Here is an 18,702-nt window from a genome sequence, read left to right as displayed (position 1 = left end):
ATTCCCTAGGGGCGCGGTAGAGATGCTTCGACAGGCTCAGCATGACGTTCGTTATTAAGTGTTTAATTTACTCTTTCTCCTCCTTTTCCTGGCCTAGGGTGTCGCAGGTCCAGAAGCCGCGGGTGCGGGCTACGGGCGGCTGGGTGGCGCCGGGCGTGGCTTTGGGGGCAGCCAGCATAGCTTGCACCAGGCGCTGGCGCTCCTTGTCGCGCTGCTGGCGCAACTCCTGGTCCTTCTTCAGGCTGAAATACTCGCGGCCATCCACGAAGGTATTTTCGGCTTTGGCGTAGATGCTCAGCGGGTTATCGTTCCACAGCACCACGTCGGCGTCCTTGCCCACGGCAATGCTGCCCATGTGGCTATCCAAGTGCAGCATGCGGGCCGGGTTGATGGTGACGAACTCCAGCGCCTCGGTTTCGGGCACGCCGCCATACTTCACGCTCTTGGCCGCTTCCTGGTTGAGGCGGCGGCTCATCTCGGCATCGTCCGAGTTGATGGCTACGTTCAGCCCCACGCGGTGCATAATGGCGGCGTTGAACGGGATGGCGTCGCGCACCTCGTTCTTGTAGGCCCACCAGTCCGAGAACGTGCTGGCGTTCACGCCGTGCGCCTTCATCTTGTCGGCCACCTTGTAGCCTTCCAGAATGTGGGTGAACGTGTTGACTTTGAAGTTCATGCGGTCGGCCACGCCCATCAGCATGTTAATCTCGCTTTGCACGTAGCTGTGGCAGGTGATGTGGCGCGTGTCGTGCAGTATTTCTACCAGCGCCTCCAGCTCCAGGTCGCGGCGCGGGGTTTCGGCGGCTTTAGCCTGCTGGCTCTTGCTGAGCTTGTTGTAGCTCTGCCAGTCCTTCTCATACTGCTTGGCCCTGGTAAACGCATCCACGAACACCTGCTCGGTGCCCATGCGCGTTTGCGGGAAGCGGCTGATATTCAGCTCGCCCCAATTGCTTTGCTTCACGTTCTCCCCTAGGGCAAACTTGATGAAGCCGGGCGCGTCGGCGATTTTCATTTGCTGGCCGGTGGCGCCCCAGCGCATCTTCACCAGCGCCGACTGCCCGCCGATGGGGTTGGCCGAGCCGTGCAGCAGCTGGGCCGCCACCACGCCGCCCGCCAGGTCGCGGTACACGCCAATGTCTTCGGGGTCAATCACGTCGCCGATGCGCACCTCGCTCGTCACGGCCTGGGTACCTTCGTTCACGCCCTCGGCAATGGCCAGGTGCGAGTGCTCGTCGATGATGCCCGGCGTGAGGTGCTTGCCGGTGCCGTCGAGGGTGCGGGCACCGGCCGGGGCGGCCAGGTTCTTACCGATTTTCTGAATCTTACCGCCGCTCAGCAGCACGTCGGTATTCTCCAGCTTGCCGGCTTTTTCGCTGGTCCACACCGTCGCGTTCTTGATGAGCACAGTTTCCAGCACGGGCGCGGCGCTTAGCCCATACGCCCCCATCGGGTACGTGACGGGCGCCAGCACCAGCGGCGGCAGCGTCTTGGCCGAGTCGCGCCGGGCCTGGCGGCTGGCCTCGTCGAGGCGGCGGGCGCTCCAGGTCACGGGCGTGCCGTCGGCCAACTGCCCGTCGCCACTAAAGGTCTTGTTTTCAGCCGCGTAGTAGCCGCTGAGGCGGATGGCGCCGGGGTCGCCCGCGGCCGGCTGGCTGTTGGCGGGCTGCTTGGCGGCCTTGCCTTTCACCTTATCCTTGGGGTTGAAGACGATGGTAGCCAGCTCGGTGCTCACGGCCAGGGTGCCCTTCACCGTGTCGCCGGCCGTGGGCACCACGCGCAGTTCGGGCGCCTCGGGCTTGCTGCCCTGAATGAGCAGCTTTTGCTCGGGCTGCTGCCCTAGGCGGAAGGCGTACACCCCGCGGTAGTCGGTGGGCAGGGTGCTGAGCTGGTAGCGCTCGCCCTGCACCCAGTTATCGAGCAGCACGTTAGCCTCATCCAGCAGGGGCCGCGAGCAAACCAGGAAGTTGGCTTGCCGGCCCGGTTGCAGGCTGCCCACCTCGCCCTCGGCACGCAGCAGGCGGGCGGGGGTAGCGGTGAGGGCCTGCACGATGTCCTGCTCGGTGAGGCCGTAGCGGGCGGCTTTGCGCAGGTTGGGCCAGAACTTGGTTTTGTCCTTGAGGTCGGCGCTGGTGAGGCAGAAGGCCACGCCGGCTTGCTTGAGGCGGGCGGCATTGGCGGGCGCCTGCTCCCAGTGCTGCATATCCTCCAGGGCAATGCGCTGGGCGTCGTACACGTCCTCGACCTGATAGGCTTCGGGGAAGTTGACGGGCAGCACGAAGGTGGCGCCGGTGGTTTTCAGCTCGGGCAGGCGCTGGTACTCGTCGCCGCGGCCCTTGATAATGTACTGCACGCCAGCCTCATCCCCCACCCTGTCGGCGCGCAGGGCCGAGTTCTTGTCGCGCACCTCAAAGAGGGCGGGCAGGCTTTTCTGCTGCGTCAGGGCCAGCAGCGACAGGTTCTGCTCGCGCTTGGGGTTGCGCTGGTTCCAGGCGGCGTCGATATAGCTCTGGCGCAGCAGCGCGATGCTGCCCATCAAGGAGCTGGGGTAGTCCTGGGTGCTGCTGCCCTTATCGAACGAGAGGCCACTGGCGGCGCGGTCGAGCAACAGCACCTCGTTTTCCTTGCGGTCGGAGTTGAGGCTGACCAGGGCCGCCGTGCCGCGCATAAGGCCGTCGGGCTGCTGCGTGAGCACCGCCCCGAAGCCCAGCTTGCGGTAGGCGCCGGCCTGCTCGGCATTCACTTTAAACACCTCGGCCGCGTTTACCTCGGGGTGAATGGCCTGGTTCCAGTCAAAGGCCCCCGGCTTCTGCGAGTCGAACTGCGGGCCCGCGCCGCGCCGGCCCTGGCGCTCGGGCGCCTTCGCCTCGGGCACGCCGTAGCTGCTGAAAATATCCACCAGGCCGGGGTAGATGTACTTGCCGCTCAGGTCCTGCACCACCGCGCCGGCCGGCACCTTCACGGTAGCCGTGGGCCCTAGGGCCACCACGCGCCCATCCCGAATGACGAGCGTAGCGTCGGTAAGCCGGTTTTGGTAATCGGCCTGAATGGTGGCGTGGGTGAAGGCGTAGAGGCCCGGCCGCTGGTCGTAGACGCCATTGCGCGGGTAGGTGCCGGGCTGCGCCAGCGCCGGCGCCGCGGCGCCTAGGCCCAGCAGGGCCAGCCCCAGGCGCGGGAAGGTTTTCCGAGTAAGAGTCAATGTGTATTCGATAAAGAATGAATTGAAGAATAAGGAGCCCGCCGCCCGGCGCTAAAGTAGCGCGCCTAGGGCCAAGGTTGCGCACAACTCCGGCCGCGCCCCCGCGTAAATCTCAAAAAAAAACCCTAGCCCCACCCTTATGCGCAAAGGCACCAAAGTCAGCTGGAAATACGGCACCGGCACGGCCACCGGCAAAATTGAAAGTATCCACAAGGAATCCATCACCCGCAAGCTCAAAGGCAGCGACATCACCCGCAACGGCACCGCCGACGACCCCGCCTTGGTCATCGTGCAAGACAACGGCGACAAGGTGCTCAAGCTGCAAAGCGAAGTGAAGACCGCAGATTAAACGGATTTAACTGATTTCGCAGATACGCTTGCCTGCGGCAAGCTGACTACGCGCAGTGTGTGATTAGTAAGCGCGCAAAGGCTGAGAATTTGCGAAATAATGAGAAGCCAGAAACTGAAAATGCGGCCCCCATCATCTGTCGATGACCAGGGCCGCATTTTCAGTCTCGCGTAGTCAGCTGCGAAGCAGCGTATCCGCGAAATCAGTTAAATCCGTTTAATCTGCGGTCTTAGGCGTTGTGCTTGTCGGGCTTGATGAAGGCTTCCTTCTCCACTTCGGTAGGAATGACCACGATACCCTGCTGGAGCTTAGAGTTTTTCTGGCCGTAGAGGAAGTACACCAGGAAGCCTAGGGCCATCCAGCCCATAGCTACTTCGAGCGTGAAGTTGTCGAGCGCCACAATCATGCCGCCGCAGATAACCATGCCCAGGATGGGCACCAGCGGGAAGCTGGCCGACGAGAGCGGCGCACGGAACGGCCGGGGCTGGTCGGGGTCCGACTTGCGCATAATCCAGATGCCGGCGCTCACCAGCACAAAGGCCAGCAAGGTGCCAAACGAGGTGAGGTCGCCGGCCAGCGAGCCCGGCACGAAGGCCGCGAAGGCGCCCACGAACACCAGTAGAATCAGGTTCGACTTGTAGGGCGTGTGGAACTTGGGGTGCAGCTCGGCGAAGGCCTTGGGCATCAGCCCGTCGTTGGCCATCGAGAAAAACACGCGGCTCTGGCCCATGAGCATCACCAGAATAACCGATGAGAAACCGGCCAGGATGGCCAGCGTCACGGCGTTGGCCAGCCAGCCGTAGCCGGGCATGTGCTGGGCGATGGCGTAGGTTACGCTGGCTTCGCGGCCCTTAGTGGGGTCGGCAAACTCGGTCCAGTTGGCCACGCCCGTCAGCACGTGCCCGAACAGGATGTAGAGGATGGTGCACACCACCAGCGACCCGAGGATGCCGATGGGCATGTCGCGCTTGGGGTTTTTAGCCTCCTGGGCGGCGGTGCTCACGGCGTCGAAGCCGATGAAGGCGAAGAACACGATGGCCGCGCCGCCCACGATGCCGCCGATGCCGTGCTTAAAGAAGCCGTGGTACGAAATCAGCACCTTGCCCGTCTTGTCGAGCACATCGGGCTGGTTGGCCGGAATGAGGTAGGGCGTATGGTTGGCGGGGTTGATGAACTGGTAGCCCACCCCGATGAACACCAGTACGATAGCCACTTTCAGCACCACGATAAACGCGTTGAACGTAGCCGACTCCTGCGTCCCCTTGATGAGCAGCAAGCTCAGGGCCACGATAACCAGCAGGGCCGGCAGGTTGAGGTAGCCGCCCTCGGCGGGCGCGTGGCAGTAGTTGAATGGTATCTCGGTGCCGAATATATTGAGCAGCTTATTGAGGTATTCGCTCCAGGCAATGCTGACGGTGGCGGCCCCTAGGGCGTATTCCATGATGAGGGCCCAGCCGATAATCCAGGCCACGAACTCGCCCATGGTAGTGTAGGCGTAGGTGTAGGCCGAGCCGGCGATGGGAATCATGGCCGCGAACTCGGCGTAGCACAGCCCGGCGAACGCGCAACCGATGGCCGCCACGATGAAGGCCAGCGTGACGCCCGGCCCGGCGGCTTGGGCGGCGGCGGCGGCGGTGCGCACAAACAGGCCGGCGCCAATAATGGCCCCTACGCCCAGGGCCACGAGGTTGGCGGCGCCTAGCGTGCGTTGCAGCCCGCCGTGCCCCGAGTTGGCCTCGCCTAGCAGCTGCGCGAGTGGTTTTTTAGCGAAAATACTTGCCATGCAAAGAGAAGAGAATGAACCAGTGGGTAGAGAAAAGTCGAAAGACAGGGGCAGCCGGCAATGAATTTTTACCAGCGAAGGGTACCAGCCGGGCCGAAAATACGCGAAACTTTGTGACTCCCGCGTTTTAGGGGGGTGGTGGCCCTAGGCCACCTGGCCGGGCAACGGCCCAGGTTATAGTACTTTTAATCGCTTTATTCTCCTAACCAAGTACGTTCTATCGCTAGTGCTTTATGCGTCATTCCGTGAAAATCCTCCTGGCCCTGGCCGCTACCTGGCTACTGGTTGCCGGCGCACAGGCCCAAACCAGCCTGCCCGCCGCTACCCCTACCGCCCGCGCCGCCGTCGAGCGCCAGGCCAAGCAGTTAGCGCACGAGCTAAGCCTCTCGCCCGACCAGCAGGGCCGCCTGCGCAACGTGCTGCTGCTCACGCGCCAGCACATGGATGCCGACCGCACCGCCAACGCCGCCAACCCCGCCGCCCTGCGCACCGCCATGGCCTACGACCGCGCCAAATCGGAAGAGCTTATCCGCGAGGTGTTGACGCCGGCCCAGTACGTGCGCTACCAGCAGTACAAGGCGCAGCGCATCGGCCAACTGCGCATGACCTCGCAGACGGACTAGCAACTAGGTAGTTGCCCCCGCGCCGCCGGGCACCTTGCTGCTCGCTGGCGAGCGGCAGGGCGCGGGCCTGGGGCAGCGGGCTGGGCCTGTGGAAACCCGCTTTAGCGGCCGCCTTAAACCCTAGGGCCTGCGGGGCGTCCTAGCTGCTGCAAATCGACTTTCTGAAGCTATGAAGAACCTGCTGCTACTGGCCCTGGTGGCTGCCTCGGCGCTGGCGGCCCGCGCCCAAACAACTCCGGCTACCGACGCCTCGGGCGTGCCGCTTATCAACCAGCCCGCGCCGGCGCCAACGGCCGCGCGCCGTGCGCCCCTGCCCCCCGACCAGCAGGCCGACCGCCAGAGCCAGCACCTGGCGCGGGCCCTAGGCCTCTCGGCCGCCCAGCAAGGCCAGGTGCGCCAGATTTTGCTGGGCGCGTACCAGAACCTGGCCGCTACCCGCCAGCAGGCGCAGGCCACGGGGCTGCGCCGGGGCACGGGCCGGGCGCGGAAAGCCACTCGCGCCCAAACTGATGAGCAGCTTCGCGCCGTGCTTACCCCCGACCAGTACGGGCGCTACCAGCAGCTGCTGGCGCAGCGCCAGGGCCGCCGGGCGCGGGCAGGCGCCCCGACTCCCGGCGGGCCCCTGGGTAATTAGCGAAACCGGGCCGCCCTTTACCAGCAGCGCACCTGGGCACCTCGCCCCCAGATTTTCCCGGTATTCATTCGGCGCTAATTCGTAACTTTGGGGTTTACCACTTCCTGCGGCAGCCAGCGAATCAAGCAGTTAGCCGCGCTCCCCAATGCCCCTACCGAGTAGTAGCACCCCCGCGGTGCAAATTCAGCAGTTTTATGATAAGGGCCTGGCCCAGGCGTCCTACGCCGTGCGCGCCGGCCGCCAGGTAGCCCTTATCGACCCGGGGCGCGACCCCCAGCCCTACTACGACTTTGCCGACGAGCACGACGCCGAGATAGTCGCGGTGATAGAAACCCACCCACACGCCGATTTCGTGAGCAGCCACCTCGAAATCGCGCAGGAAACCGACGCCACCCTCTATTGCAGCAAGCTGACGGGCGCGCGCTACCCCCACAAGAACTTCGACGATGGCGACCGCATCAAGCTCGGCACCGTCGAGCTGCACGCCCTCAATACCCCTGGCCACTCGCCCGATAGCATCAGCATCGTGCTCATCGACGACCTGGCCCAAACCCGCGCCGTCTTTACGGGCGACACGCTGTTTGTGGGCGACGTGGGCCGGCCCGACTTGCGCGAGGACGCCGCCGTGGGTGGTCACCAGCGCGAAGCCCTAGCCGCCCAGCTCTACCACAGCCTGCGCCAGAAGCTGATGCCGCTGCCCCCCACTACGCGGGTGTACCCGGCCCACGGCCCCGGCTCACTCTGCGGCAAAACCACCAGCCCCGACCTCGACAGCACCATTGGCAAAGAGCTGGCCACCAACTACGCCCTGCAGCCCATGGCCGAGGCCGAGTTTGTGCGCCAGCTGCTGAGCGACCAGCCCTTCATGCCCAAGTACTTCGGCTACGACGTGCAGCTTAACAAGCTGGGGGCCACCAACTTTGAGGACAGCGTGCGTGCCGTGCCGCGCCTCATGAGCGGCCAGGCCGAGCCCGCAGCCGGTGTGCTGCTGCTCGATACCCGCCCGGCGGCCCAGTTCCGGGCCGGCCACCTGCCGGGTGCCCTCAACCTCATGGACGGCGCCAAGTTTGAAACCTGGCTGGGCTCGGTCGTGGCGCCCGACGAAGATTTTTATCTGCTGGCCGACACTCAGATTCAGCTCGACGCGGTTATCCGCAAGGCGGCCAAAATTGGCTACGAGGCCCACATCAAAGGCGCCCTGCTGGCCCCCGCTGCCCAGCCGGCTACCAGCCCTTCGGTAGACGTGGAGGCAGTGCGCCAGCACCCCGAGCAGTTCACCATCGTGGACATCCGCAACCCGACCGAAGCCGCCCAACCACTATTTGCCAATGCCTTGCTCATTCCGCTGCCCGAGCTGCGCGAGCGCGTGAGCGAAGTGCCGGCCGATAAGCCGGTGCTGGTGCACTGCGCGGGCGGCTACCGCTCGGCGGCGGGCGCCAGCATTATTCAGCATGCGCTGCCCGGTGTGCCCGTGTACGACCTGGGCGAGGCAGTGAAGGAGTTTGAGTGAGTTCAGGCTTACTTTCAAGCAGTGATGCAGTACGTCATGCGCAAGCCCCTGGCAGTCCAATTGCAAATAGTATTGCTATGCCTGCTGCACGCCTTTGCGCCCCTGTTTGCCCTAGGGCAGGCGCCGGTGCCTAAGCCACCCCTACCCCACGTGGCCAGCGGCACCGTGCGGCGCTTCGAGGCGTTCCCGTCGAAGTTTGTGGCGCCGCGCTCGGTGGATGTGTGGCTGCCGGCCGGTTACCCGGCCGCCGGACGCTACGACGTGCTGTATATGCACGACGGCCAAGCGTTATTCGACAGCACCACTACCTGGAACCACCAGGAATGGCAGGTAGACGAAACCCTAGGCCGCCTGGAAGCCAGCCGGACCGTGCGGCCCACCATCGTGGTGGCCATCTGGAACAACGGCGCCCTGCGCCATCCCGAATACTACCCGCAAAAGCCCCTGGCCACCCTCGACACGGCCGTGCGGCGCCGGCTGGTGCAGGGCGTGTTCAAGAGCCCGCCACTGGCTGACAACTACCTCCGCTTCCTAACCCAGGAGCTGAAGCCGTTCGTGGACAAGACCTTTGCCACGCGGCCCGAGCGCGACCATACCTTCATCATGGGCAGCAGCATGGGCGGGCTGATTTCGCTGTACGCGCTGTGCGAGTACCCGCAGGTATTCGGCGGGGCGGCCTGCCTCTCTACGCACTGGATTGGCGGCTGGGGCACCGACCGGGCAGCGCTGGCCGCTGGCTTCCAGCAGTATGTGCAGGCGCACTTGCCGCCGGCCAATACCGGGCACCGCTTGTACTTCGACCACGGCAGCACTACGCTTGACAGTCTCTACGCCCCGCACCAGCAGGCCATCGACGCCATTTTGCGCCGCCGCGGCTACTCGGCCGCCAACTGGGAAACCCGCGTGTACCCCGGCGCCGACCACTCGGAGCGCGCTTGGAGCCGCCGCCTGGCCGAGCCGCTGCGGTTTCTGCTGTCGCCGCGCGCCAAGCCTTAGCAGCCGCCCTGTAACAAGCAGCGCACGAGCTACTTACCAGCTACGGCAGGATGCTTTCTTCCGAACTCCTGGAGCAGCACCGGAAAGAACTCGTCAAAGTTCTTGTAGCGCTGGTTTTGGTAGTACTCCCGCTCAATTATTTCCGCCAGCTCGGGGTAGTAGATGTAGAAGTCGTCGGGCTCTAGGGCTTCGGCGCGCGTGGCCTTGCCGGTGCGCACGCGCAGCAAGCTCGTGGCGGCCTGGGTTACGTTCTCGTTCAGGAAGTTGGCCCAGCTGCCGCGCGCTTCCGACCAGCGCTTGGCCCTAGGGTCTTGCTGGGCGAGGTAGGCCAGCTGGTTGACTTCGGCCTGGTGACGGGCAAAGACGGGCGCGAGGTACACGTGGCCCAGCTCGTGCCACACCAGCTGCGAGGTGAAGGCCGTGGGCTGAAACTGCGGAGCCTTGGCGAGCGAATCCTCCCCCTGCATCAGCTGGTGGTAACTCACCATAATGGTGTATTGGTCGGGCAGATTCGGGTTGATGCCGCGCATAGATTGCATGGCGTAGGAGCTACAATTGAGCACCCCTAGGGTCAGGGCCACGGGCTTTTGGCGCGGCAGCCGGTAAAATTGCTGGATGGTTTCGAGCAGCTGCTGCTGCTTCATACCCTGCTCGAACGCGCGCACCCAGCCGGCCCGCTGGGCAGCGTGGGCCTGGTAAAACTCCCAGAAATGGGCATCGTGGTAAAAAGCAACGCACTGTTGAAAATAGGCCTGCACTTCGGCCAGCGGCATCACCGTTTCGTAACCATCCATATGCTCGGGCCGCATGGTAGCCAGCTTCACGTTGGGAAAATCGTAGAAGGCCCAGCTGAGGCGCACCGGAAAGTCGCAGCTGATGCGCCGCGATAAATGGCGAGCAGCCAGCACGGCCGGGTGTCGCTTATAGGGCGCGAAGTAGCGCGCCACTTCGGCGTTGTAGGTGGACTGCGCCAGCTGGGCCGTGTCGGAGAGCAGATGAATTACTTGCAGCAGCTCCGTGCCCGGATACACCAGCACGCGCACCGGCGCCACCGGCTGCGCCGCGAGGCGTTGCGGCCCTAGGAAGGCGAGCCCAGCCCAAAGCAATAAAGCGAATAAACGGCGCATCGTGAGACGGTTAGGTAGTTGAGGGCAAGTACCTCCGTAAGCTACGAAACGTTACCTCCGCACCAGCTTCTGCCCGTCCCAAAGCGGCAGCACCTCGGGGTAAATGTCGATTTTGGTGCAAAACACGAAGTCGTCGTTGGCCTCTAGCTTGCGCAGGCGGCGCACGGCGGCCGACTGCAGCAGGTAGCCGGGTAGGTCGGCCTGGGCGTTTTGCCACAGCTCGTGGGCGGCCAGGGCGGCGTCGGAGTGGCTGATGTCGAGGCCCAGGGGCAACAGGCGCTCGGCCAGGGCCCCGCCCAGCAGCGTGTCTTCGAGGCAGAACTGGCCCTTCCAGCCAGCAGCTACCACCAAGATGTCGCGCTGTTGCGCGGCGCAGAACTCGGCCACCGCCTGCAGGTTCAGGAAGGCGCCGCACACGATGGCTTCGGCACTGAGCGACCCTAGGAGCGCCTTGGTGCCGTTGGTGGTACTGATGGCCAGGGCGCGGCCCCGCACCGGAAAATCCTCGTGCAGCAGCTCGAAGGGCGAGTTGCCCATGTCGAAGCCGGCGGCCGCCACGCCGTCGCGCTCGGCGGCGGTGAGGCAGCCGTGCTCGCGGCCCAGGGCGGCGCACTCGTCCAAGCTACCCACCGGGTACACCTCCGTTACGCCCGCGGCCAGGGCCGTGGCAATGGTGCTGGTGGCCCGCAGCACGTCCACTATCACGGCTACCTGGCCGCGCAGGTCGTAGAGGGGCAGCAGCTCGGGCGAGAAACAAATGTCTAATTTCAAAAGAATGTAGAAAATGTAGTGAATGTGAAAGATGTGAAAATGAGGTGAGAGGCATGTGAAATGCAGCTTTCCTAACCGCTCCTTTTCATTTTCACATTTTTCGCATTCACTACATTTTCTACATCAGCCTAGGCCTCCTCCGTGCCTTTTACCAGCGGCAGCTTGCTCACCGTGGCGGGCAGGTTTTTACCGCGCACCTGCACGAAGATTGGCGTGCCCGGCGCGGCCAGCTCGGTTTGCACGTAGCCCAGGCCGATGCCCCGGCCCAGAGTGGGCGACTGGCCGCCGCTGGTGACTTCGCCAATAGAAGCGCCGGTGGCATCTACCAGCGGGTAGTGGGCGCGGGGCAGGCCGCCGGGGCCGTTCATCACGAAGCCCACCAGCTTGCGCGCCACGCCGGCTTCTTTCTGCTTTTTAAGGTTGTCGCTGTTGGTGAAAGGCTTGGTAAATTTGGTAATCCAGCCCAGGCCAGCTTCGAGCGGCGACGTGGTGTCGGTGATGTCGTTGCCGTAGAGGCAGTAGCCCATTTCGAGGCGCAGCGTGTCGCGCGCGCCCAGCCCGATGGGGCGGATGCCGTAGGGCTGGCCGGCTTCCATAATTTTTTGCCACACCGCGGCGGCGTGGGCGTTGGGCACGTACAGCTCGAAGCCGCCTGCGCCGGTGTAGCCGGTGGCCGAGATTATGACGCCTTCGACGCCCGCCAGCGTGCCCTGCACAAAGCTGTAATAGGGGATGTCGGTCAGCGGCACGTTCGTCAGGCCTTGCAGCGCCTGGGCGGCCCTAGGGCCCTGCACGGCGAAAAGGCTCAGCTCGTCCGACACGTTTTCCAGCTCGGCACCTTCGGTGTTGTGGGCCTGCAGCCACTGCCAGTCCTTGTCGATGTTGGAGGCGTTCACCACCAAAAAGTAGTCCTCCTCGCCCAGCATGTACACCAGCAGGTCGTCCACGATGCCGCCCTCGTTGTTGGGCAGGCACGAGTACTGGGCCTTGCCGGGCGTAAGCTTACTGGCGTCGTTGCTGGTGGTGCGCTGGATGAGGCCGAGCGCCTGGGGGCCGCGCACCCGAAACTCGCCCATGTGCGACACGTCGAAGATGCCCACGCCGCGGCGCACAGCGTGGTGCTCCTCTAAGTCGGAAGAGTAGCGCACGGGCATGGCGTAGCCGGCGAAGGGGACGATTTTGGCGCCGAGCTGCTGGTGGGTGTCGTGCAGGGCAACGGTTTTGAGCGGGGTCGAATCCATAACGAAAGAAGAAGCCTAGGGGGTTACTCGCCCACAAAGCTACGGGCGGCCCGGCCCCGGCGGCCCGGCTTGCGTATACAAGCGCCGTATGAACTCTGACGAGATAAAACAGGATTTTGAATCGGCCCTGGTGAAGCACCTGGCTTTTAAGGCCCGGCTGCGCTCCTTCTTGTATGGCAACAACAGCGCCGAGGGGCCCTTGCGCGACCCCGCGCAGTGCGTGCTGGGCCAGTGGATAGCCGAGCGCCGCCGCGGGGCCTACCGCCAGGTGCCCGAAATGAAGGCCCTCGACCAGCAGCACCGCCATATTCACCAGCAAGCCAACCAACTCATGGATTTATTTCGGGCCGGGCAGCCCGACCAGGCCAAGGCGGGCTTTGCCAACGTGCAGCACACGGCCGACGTTATTACGCAGCTGCTACGAACCATTGAGGCCCAAGTGCGTACTGCCAACGTTGATAACTAGCTAGCTGACAGCGCTTCGGCGCTTTTTTTATGAAAATTAAACTCGCTACCAAGCTGTTCGCGGGGTTTTTGCTGCTGCTGGGCTTGTTTGCGGCCGTGGTGCTCGTGAACTACCGCTTAGCCGAGCAGGTGCTGCGCAACTCGCAGCGCGTAGAAGCCAGCCAGCACGTGTCGGCCGACGGCACCACGCTGCTGCGCAGCATTATTGACATGGAAACGGGCTTTCGAGGCTACCTGCTGCTGGGCAACGAGCAGATTTTGGAGCCTTACTACAACGGCGAGCGCGACTTGCTGCACCGCTTCCAGCAGCTGCGCGAGGAGCTGCAGCTAGAGCCCGACCAGCGCCAGCGCCTCGATTCTACGCAGCATTATTTCGACCAATGGTCGGCCTACACGCACCTGATGATTAGCGAGAAGCGCGCCGCCCGCCTGCGCAACGACGCGCAGACGGGCACCGCTGGCATGCCTCACCGCTACTTGGTAGAGTCGCTCGCGGGCAAGCAGCTCATGGACGCCATCCGGATGCAGATGGGCAACTTCGACCGCGTGGAAAACAAGATGCGCCTAGGCCAGCGCCAGCGCCTGGCCGACAGCATCGACCGCGCCCAGAAGCTCTCGGGCCTTATTACCGGGGCGGCGCTGGTGTTTGGGCTGCTGTGGGCGCTCTACATTGTGCGGCTGCTGTCGCGCCGCCTGCGCAGCATGATACGGCTGGCTCGCCGCCTGGCCGAGGGCGACTATCACACTCAGATTGTGGATACCGAGCACGACGAGGTAACCGAGCTGACGATGGCCCTCAACACCATGGCCCGCACTATTGGCGAAAACATCGGCCAACTGGAACGCCGCAACCAGGAGCTGGACCAGTTTGCCTACGTGGTGTCGCACGACTTGAAGGCCCCGCTGCGCGGCATCGAAAGCGCCTCGCGCTGGATTGAGGAGGACATGGGCCAGGAGGGCCTGCCGCCCCACATCCGCGAGTTTCTGGCCTTGATGCGCCAGCGCGTGCACCGTATGGAAAACCTGATTACGGGCATTCTGTCGCTAGCGCGGGTGGGCAAGGTAGTGGAAGCTACCGAGCCGGTGTTCGTGCGCCAGCTGCTGCGTGAAATAGCCGATACCATTGGCCTGCCCGACGGCATGCACCTGGAACTGCCCTTCTTCCTGCCCACCTTCGACACCAACCGCACGCAGCTGCATCAGGTATTTAGCAACTTGATTTCCAACGCCATCAAGTACCATGACCACCCGAGCACCGGCACCATCCGCATTGGCTGCGACGACCTGAACGAGCAGTTTTACCGCTTTTCGGTACAGGACGACGGGCCGGGCATTGCGCCAGAGTACCACGAGCGCATTTTCATTATTTTCCAGACCCTGGTGGAGCGCGATGCCCTGGAAAGCACCGGCGTGGGCCTGGCCATCGTGAAGAAGATAGTGGAGCGCCAGGGCGGGCGCATCACCGTCGAATCGGCCGAGGGGCAGGGCGCCACGTTCGTATTTACCTGGCCCAAGAAGCCGGCCGCCGTCTCGGCGGGCGCCGCCGTGCCGGCGGCTCAGCTGGTAGCTGCCCACCCGGCCTAGGGCCCTCACTCACATCTTTTCACCAGCGCTTGCGTTAAGCTTACGTGAAGGTGCCCAGCGGTGGCGCCGCTTTATTTGCCTCTTCCATGTCTCCTGATTCTTCCCCGTCCATTCTGCTAGTCGAAGACGACCAGATGGATGTGATGAACGTGCAGCGCGAGCTGCGCAAGCAAAACATCACCGTGCCCCTCGTGCACGCCCGCAACGGCCGCGAAGCCCTGAACCTGCTGCGCGGCGAAAACGGCGAAACCAAAATCAACCGCCCCAGCCTGGTTATGCTCGACCTGAACATGCCGCGCCTCAATGGCCTGGAGCTGCTGAAAATAGTGCGCAACGACCCCGAATTTAGCGACCTCAACGTGTTTATTATGACCACTTCCGACCTCGACCTTGACCGCTCGGGGGCTCGGGAGCTGGGCGTGAGCGGCTACATCATCAAGCCCCTCACTTTCGACTCGTTTGGAGAAGGCGGCGGCGGCGTCGATAGCTTCAGCTTATTTCTGGATTTGCTCCAGCTGAAGAACAGGTAGTGGAGTAGCCACTTAGAGACGCTCGTAGGTATCGCCGAAGCCATCATACGCGTTATCATCCACTACTAGCCGGTTACTGCTAAGCTCGCTAAGTATATAGGTTTGAGCTTGCTTTAAACGGATGGTTAACGCCCGGGCGGGTTGACCGCTGTAAATGCTCTTGGCTACCCCTAGCGAGTAGGTTCCCATTTGCATAGGCTGCGTCACTCCCTGCCGGGTTGTGCTCACCTGCACGGTACTATCGGCCCGGAATACCCAGCGTATGGTGGTGCCCGTCGAGGCCGGGGTATAGGTTTGGTTGCCGGTCAGGCCGCCCCGGCTTTGCACCCAGTTCCACTCGCCTACCAAGCCTTGGCCCTGGGGCAGCGCTTCGGTTTTTTGGCAGGCGGTACCCCCTAGGGCTAGTGTGGCAGCAAGCAAGGCAAAGACGCGGTTCATACGGGTAGGGTAGCTAGGTTACGGCCTTGACCGGACCGCAGCCACCACGGTTGCACGCGCCCGCGACAAAGTCGGTTTTTGCGCGCCACCTGCTTTTTAGAGCAGCCGGAACCCTAGGCGGTGGTGGGGCGTGGGGCCGTGTGCGCGGATGGCGGCCCGGTGCGCGGCGGTAGGGTAGCCCGCGTTTTGCTGCCAGCCGTAGGCCGGAAACTCCTGGGCCAGCTTGCTCATACGCTCGTCGCGAAAGGTTTTGGCCAGGATGGAGGCCGCCGCGATGTGGCGGAAGCGGCCATCGCCCCCCACCATGCACGTGTGCGGAATAGTGGGGTGGGGCCGAAACCGGTTGCCATCAACCAGCAGGTGGGCGGCGGGCACCCCTAGGGCCGCCACCGCCCGGTGCATAGCCAGGTAGCTGGCCTGCGCAATGTTGAGGGCCGCAATTTCGTCGGGGCTGGCTTCGGCCACGGCCCAGGCCACCGCCTCGGCGCAAATGGCCACACGCAGCACCTCGCGGCGGCGGGCGCTCACCTGCTTCGAGTCGGTGAGGAAGGCCGGATTGAAATCGGGCGGCAGAATGACGGCGGCCGCAAACACGGGCCCGGCCAGGCACCCGCGCCCCGCCTCATCAAGGCCCGCCTCCAGCGGGTGGCCCGTGTGGCTGGCTAGCAGAGGGGTGGGCAGCATCCGGGGCTTAGGAAAAAGGCTGACATAGCGTAAAAGTCGGCCCTAGGGGGTAAGCAAGGCCAAAACAAGGCGGCTGTCATTGCGAGCGCAAGCGAAGCAATCGCAACCCGGACGACCCTCTAGGGCAGTTGTTCTGGTGCGATTGCTGCGCAAGCTCGCAATGACAGGCGGGTTATTTGACCCGGTTCTTACTCAGTCCCTAGAAGCGCAGGGCTTGCAAGAAGAACACCTGCCGCTCGGGGCCCTGGCCGCTGCGCACGCGCTGGAAGCCGCTGGCCACAAACTGGTTTTCGGCCCAGGGCATCAGTTCGGGCTGGCTGGTATGGAGCACTTTATCAGGGGTTTTGCCATCGGTGCTGTACGTAAGCAAGGGCACCTGGCGGTCGTTGGCGCCGGCCTCGCCCTGGTTGATGCACTTATAGTGCAGCTCGTTTTCGGTGTTGAGGTATGCCAGCACCACCCGGCCATCGGCCAGCGTAAGAGGCTGCACGGCTTCCTCTAGCTCCGAGCGCACGACGTCGGACGTCACCACGTAGGTATTGTCCCAGAGCAGGCCGCCGCGCTTGTCGAAGCCGCACACCAGCACGTGCGAGGTGCGAAAGCCTAGCAGCACCCGGCCCCCGCCATAGTAGCCGCCGGGCATGCCTAGGGTGCGGGGGCCGCCGGCATAGGTGGTTGCCAGGGGCGTAAACATGCCATTGCCGTAGCCATTGCTGGGGTAGGTATACTGGGGCGTGTACACCTCAGCCACCAGCGTGTAGCCGCCGCCCGGCTGGGGCAGCAGCTCGTGCAGCAGCAGGTGGTAGCGCCAGCGAATGGGGGCCGCCGCCCGGGCCTCGCGGCGAGCAGCGCGGTCGCGCAGGCGGGCCTCATGGGCGGGGTTGAGGTAGTCGAAGAAGTGCCGCAAGCGCCGGAAATCGTAGAAGCGCAGCGCCGACTTGCTGGCGGCATTGGCGGACTTGGTGAGGTCGGTGGCGAACAAGCCTTGGGCGTACTGCACGTCGCGCAGAGCGTAGGTACCGGCCAGCAGGCGCGTGGTGGTATCGGCCGGCGGGCTCAGTTGGGCCGTCAGCAGGCTGCGCTCACTCTCGGTTTGCACCATTTCCGAGTTGAGCAGCTCGCCCTGCTCGGCCGAGAGGCGCTTGAGCATGAGGCGCTGCTTGCGGCCGTTGCTTTGGCTGAGCACAAATTCGGCCCGGCGGCCGGGGCGGTCGGCCACGCTGGTTAGCTCGCTGTTGAGCGGCTCATACACGGTGGGCAAAAACTGAAACTTGCCGCTGGCCACATCGAGCAGCAATACCGTCTGGTGCTGGTCGTCGCTGAGCGATACGTTGGCCAGCAGCCGGCCATTCAGGGCCTTGAGGGCTCCCACCTGCCGGGTCAGCTTGGTGTCGAAGGCCTGCACCCGCACCTGGCCGCCGCGCACGTCGTAGGCCGCCGCCAGCAGCCGCCCCTTGCCATCGAGGGCGCTAAAGAGGGCGTACACCACGCCCGGCTCGCTGCACATGCGGCGCAGCTCAAACTCGGCCGGAATCTCCACCGCTTCCTCATCGCGCAGGCGCAGCTGCAGGCCATAGCGCTGAAAGGCGTAGCGCACCTGGCGCTGCCCCGGCGCCTGGTGCCGGATGAAGAGCACCACCGACGTGTCGGCGGGCAGGGCCTGCACCTGTACCTCGTCTAGGTCGGGGTCGAGCAGCAGCTCGGCGCGCGCCAGCTGCTGGGGCGCATCGGGCGGCGGGGGCGGCGCGGGGTGGCGCTGCGCGCGGGCGCCCAACGCCCCCAAAACCAAGAGGATAGTAAGAAATTGTCTCATAGCCAAGTACTCAGCAAGCCGGCCCACGCGGCCGGGCAGCCTTCCTTACGAAGATACCCCTTTTTAGCCGCTTTTCCAATGGCTGCCTGCCCCGCAACGGCACCGGCTGCCTACCAAAATTTCTGCCGCTGCCAGCCCCTAGGGTTGCTCTACCCGCAGCGACCCAAGCTACCTACGGGCATAAGGCCCTAGGGCTGGCAGCACCAGCGCAACCTACGGGCGAGCTTGTGGGTAACCAGGTCCCCAAGCCTGGGCGGCTCCTAAACTTTTAGGCATCGGGGCTGCCTAGGGCCAGCACCAAGTCGAAGTGGGCCGGGTTCACGGGCGTTACTGACAGGCGCGACTGGCGCAGCAGCCCCAGCTGGGCCAGCCGGGGCTCGGCCTTGAGGGCGGCCAGCGGCACGGCCTGGGGCAGGGGCGCGTGGGGGCGCAGGCGCACAGCCACCCAAGAGCTGCCCGCCTCGGCGGTGGCATCGGGGGCCGCGGCGGCCGTCACTTCGGCCACGCCCACCACCGCCTTTTCGCTCACGCTGTGGTAAAACAGCACCAGGTCGCCGGGCTGCATGGCTTGCAGGTTGTTGCGGGCCTGATAGTTGCGTACGCCCGTCCAGTCGGTTTCGGCGTCGCGCACCAAGTCGGCCCACGCGTAAGCTTCGGGTTCAGATTTAACCAGCCAGTAGTTCATGGCTGCAAAGGTGGCGCCCAGGGCCCACGCGGCTTGGCCGGGTGGGCAGGCCCTAGGGCCGCTGGCTGGTAGGGGCAGGGCCGTTAAATCAGCCTACCGCAGTTATTTTCAGCAATGGGCCAAGTTTTTTATGCATTTTGGCAAGGAGCCGGCGCTGGCCCGCTCCCGTGTTGCTAAGATGCTAGCAGGCGGTACATTGGCGGTAGCTAGGGCTCAGAAAAGGACGCGCTGCTAATTGGTGCGTTTCGCGGATTAATGCAACCCGGCAAAAGT

At 64.1% G+C, this 18,702-nt stretch carries 17 protein-coding genes; 8 read left to right on the top strand and 9 right to left on the bottom strand.

The annotated features are described in order from the left end of the window. Positions 1 to 67 precede the first annotated feature (67 nt). Positions 68 to 3,196, bottom strand: coding sequence for an amidohydrolase family protein (locus tag HHL22_RS21280; protein ID WP_241738195.1), 3,129 nt, complete (start codon positions 3,194 to 3,196; stop codon positions 68 to 70). A gap of 139 nt (positions 3,197 to 3,335) precedes the next feature. Here HHL22_RS21280 and HHL22_RS21275 point away from each other — a divergent pair, with 139 nt between their 5' ends. Next, positions 3,336 to 3,545, top strand: coding sequence for a hypervirulence associated TUDOR domain-containing protein (locus tag HHL22_RS21275; protein ID WP_169533387.1), 210 nt, complete (start codon positions 3,336 to 3,338; stop codon positions 3,543 to 3,545). Positions 3,546 to 3,774: 229 nt separating this feature from the next. Here HHL22_RS21275 and HHL22_RS21270 read toward each other — a convergent pair whose 3' ends face one another. Beyond that, the gene (locus tag HHL22_RS21270) at positions 3,775 to 5,328 is read right to left on the bottom strand and encodes an amino acid permease (RefSeq protein WP_169533386.1); all 1,554 of its coding nucleotides are present in this window, start codon (positions 5,326 to 5,328) and stop codon (positions 3,775 to 3,777) included. Between the two features lie 233 nt (positions 5,329 to 5,561). On the opposite strand from HHL22_RS21270, the gene HHL22_RS21265 reads away from it, so the two are divergent. The 4 genes from HHL22_RS21265 to HHL22_RS21250 all read left to right on the top strand — a co-directional run bounded on the left by HHL22_RS21265 (position 5,562) and on the right by HHL22_RS21250 (position 9,091). Beyond that, a complete protein-coding gene (locus HHL22_RS21265) occupies positions 5,562 to 5,951 on the top strand; it encodes a hypothetical protein (protein ID WP_169533385.1) in 390 nt (129 codons plus the stop codon). Positions 5,952 to 6,120: 169 nt separating this feature from the next. Beyond that, positions 6,121 to 6,585: a hypothetical protein gene (locus tag HHL22_RS21260; RefSeq protein ID WP_169533384.1), complete on the top strand. Its 465-nt coding sequence runs from the start codon at positions 6,121 to 6,123 to the stop codon at positions 6,583 to 6,585. Between the two features lie 145 nt (positions 6,586 to 6,730). Next, on the top strand, positions 6,731 to 8,095 hold the full coding sequence (locus HHL22_RS21255; protein ID WP_195809343.1) for an MBL fold metallo-hydrolase: 1,365 nt from the start codon (positions 6,731 to 6,733) through the stop codon (positions 8,093 to 8,095). 24 nt (positions 8,096 to 8,119) lie between these two features. Further along, entirely contained in the window at positions 8,120 to 9,091 is a 972-nt protein-coding gene (locus HHL22_RS21250) for an alpha/beta hydrolase (protein ID WP_206680751.1), read from the top strand. A gap of 29 nt (positions 9,092 to 9,120) precedes the next feature. Here the strand turns inward: HHL22_RS21250 and HHL22_RS21245 are convergent, their stop codons facing one another. The 3 genes from HHL22_RS21245 to gcvT form a co-directional block, all read right to left on the bottom strand. After that, positions 9,121 to 10,218, bottom strand: coding sequence for a DUF4932 domain-containing protein (locus HHL22_RS21245; RefSeq protein WP_169533383.1), 1,098 nt, complete (start codon positions 10,216 to 10,218; stop codon positions 9,121 to 9,123). A gap of 51 nt (positions 10,219 to 10,269) precedes the next feature. After that, positions 10,270 to 10,989 (bottom strand): 2-phosphosulfolactate phosphatase, encoded by a 720-nt coding sequence (locus HHL22_RS21240; RefSeq protein WP_241738194.1) that lies wholly within the window; start codon positions 10,987 to 10,989, stop codon positions 10,270 to 10,272. Between the two features lie 128 nt (positions 10,990 to 11,117). Next, complete coding sequence (gcvT, locus tag HHL22_RS21235) at positions 11,118 to 12,230, bottom strand: glycine cleavage system aminomethyltransferase GcvT (protein WP_169533382.1); 1,113 nt, start codon at positions 12,228 to 12,230, stop codon at positions 11,118 to 11,120. A gap of 88 nt (positions 12,231 to 12,318) precedes the next feature. Between gcvT and HHL22_RS21230 the strand changes: the two genes are divergently transcribed. The 3 genes from HHL22_RS21230 (at position 12,319) to HHL22_RS21220 (ending at position 14,809) form a co-directional block, all read left to right on the top strand. Beyond that, positions 12,319 to 12,696 carry a CZB domain-containing protein gene (locus HHL22_RS21230; protein ID WP_169533381.1) on the top strand — a complete coding sequence of 126 codons (378 nt, stop codon included), beginning with the start codon at positions 12,319 to 12,321 and terminating at the stop codon, positions 12,694 to 12,696. Between the two features lie 29 nt (positions 12,697 to 12,725). Further along, positions 12,726 to 14,279 carry a sensor histidine kinase gene (locus tag HHL22_RS21225; RefSeq protein ID WP_195809342.1) on the top strand — a complete coding sequence of 518 codons (1,554 nt, stop codon included), beginning with the start codon at positions 12,726 to 12,728 and terminating at the stop codon, positions 14,277 to 14,279. A gap of 86 nt (positions 14,280 to 14,365) precedes the next feature. Then, positions 14,366 to 14,809: a response regulator gene (locus HHL22_RS21220; RefSeq protein WP_169533380.1), complete on the top strand. Its 444-nt coding sequence runs from the start codon at positions 14,366 to 14,368 to the stop codon at positions 14,807 to 14,809. Positions 14,810 to 14,821: 12 nt separating this feature from the next. Here HHL22_RS21220 and HHL22_RS21215 read toward each other — a convergent pair whose 3' ends face one another. The 4 genes from HHL22_RS21215 to HHL22_RS21200 all read right to left on the bottom strand — a co-directional run bounded on the left by HHL22_RS21215 (position 14,822) and on the right by HHL22_RS21200 (position 18,429). Continuing rightward, positions 14,822 to 15,247: a hypothetical protein gene (locus tag HHL22_RS21215; RefSeq protein ID WP_169533379.1), complete on the bottom strand. Its 426-nt coding sequence runs from the start codon at positions 15,245 to 15,247 to the stop codon at positions 14,822 to 14,824. A gap of 96 nt (positions 15,248 to 15,343) precedes the next feature. Continuing rightward, positions 15,344 to 15,931, bottom strand: coding sequence for a ribonuclease HII (locus HHL22_RS21210; protein WP_169533378.1), 588 nt, complete (start codon positions 15,929 to 15,931; stop codon positions 15,344 to 15,346). Positions 15,932 to 16,130: 199 nt separating this feature from the next. Next, a complete protein-coding gene (locus tag HHL22_RS21205) occupies positions 16,131 to 17,744 on the bottom strand; it encodes a hypothetical protein (protein WP_169533377.1) in 1,614 nt (537 codons plus the stop codon). Positions 17,745 to 18,012: 268 nt separating this feature from the next. Beyond that, the gene (locus tag HHL22_RS21200) at positions 18,013 to 18,429 is read right to left on the bottom strand and encodes an EVE domain-containing protein (RefSeq protein WP_169533376.1); all 417 of its coding nucleotides are present in this window, start codon (positions 18,427 to 18,429) and stop codon (positions 18,013 to 18,015) included. Positions 18,430 to 18,702 lie beyond the last annotated feature (273 nt).

Source organism: Hymenobacter polaris (assembly GCF_012927305.1).
GTDB lineage: Bacteria > Bacteroidota > Bacteroidia > Cytophagales > Hymenobacteraceae > Hymenobacter > Hymenobacter polaris.
Note: the sequence above shows the minus strand (reverse complement) of the source record. Positions and strands in the feature narration are given on the sequence as shown.

Coding starts and splice junctions, on each gene's coding strand:
- HHL22_RS21270 (WP_169533386.1), bottom strand. CDS start 5,328: ATGGCAAGTATTTTCGCTAAAAAACCACTCGCGCAGCTGCTAGGCGAG.
- HHL22_RS21265 (WP_169533385.1), top strand. CDS start 5,562: ATGCGTCATTCCGTGAAAATCCTCCTGGCCCTGGCCGCTACCTGGCTA.
- HHL22_RS21275 (WP_169533387.1), top strand. CDS start 3,336: ATGCGCAAAGGCACCAAAGTCAGCTGGAAATACGGCACCGGCACGGCC.
- HHL22_RS21210 (WP_169533378.1), bottom strand. CDS start 15,931: ATGCTGCCCACCCCTCTGCTAGCCAGCCACACGGGCCACCCGCTGGAG.
- HHL22_RS21200 (WP_169533376.1), bottom strand. CDS start 18,429: ATGAACTACTGGCTGGTTAAATCTGAACCCGAAGCTTACGCGTGGGCC.
- HHL22_RS21250 (WP_206680751.1), top strand. CDS start 8,120: ATGCAGTACGTCATGCGCAAGCCCCTGGCAGTCCAATTGCAAATAGTA.
- HHL22_RS21225 (WP_195809342.1), top strand. CDS start 12,726: ATGAAAATTAAACTCGCTACCAAGCTGTTCGCGGGGTTTTTGCTGCTG.
- HHL22_RS21255 (WP_195809343.1), top strand. CDS start 6,731: ATGCCCCTACCGAGTAGTAGCACCCCCGCGGTGCAAATTCAGCAGTTT.
- gcvT (WP_169533382.1), bottom strand. CDS start 12,230: ATGGATTCGACCCCGCTCAAAACCGTTGCCCTGCACGACACCCACCAG.
- HHL22_RS21260 (WP_169533384.1), top strand. CDS start 6,121: ATGAAGAACCTGCTGCTACTGGCCCTGGTGGCTGCCTCGGCGCTGGCG.
- HHL22_RS21230 (WP_169533381.1), top strand. CDS start 12,319: ATGAACTCTGACGAGATAAAACAGGATTTTGAATCGGCCCTGGTGAAG.
- HHL22_RS21205 (WP_169533377.1), bottom strand. CDS start 17,744: ATGAGACAATTTCTTACTATCCTCTTGGTTTTGGGGGCGTTGGGCGCC.
- HHL22_RS21215 (WP_169533379.1), bottom strand. CDS start 15,247: ATGAACCGCGTCTTTGCCTTGCTTGCTGCCACACTAGCCCTAGGGGGT.
- HHL22_RS21220 (WP_169533380.1), top strand. CDS start 14,366: ATGTCTCCTGATTCTTCCCCGTCCATTCTGCTAGTCGAAGACGACCAG.
- HHL22_RS21245 (WP_169533383.1), bottom strand. CDS start 10,218: ATGCGCCGTTTATTCGCTTTATTGCTTTGGGCTGGGCTCGCCTTCCTA.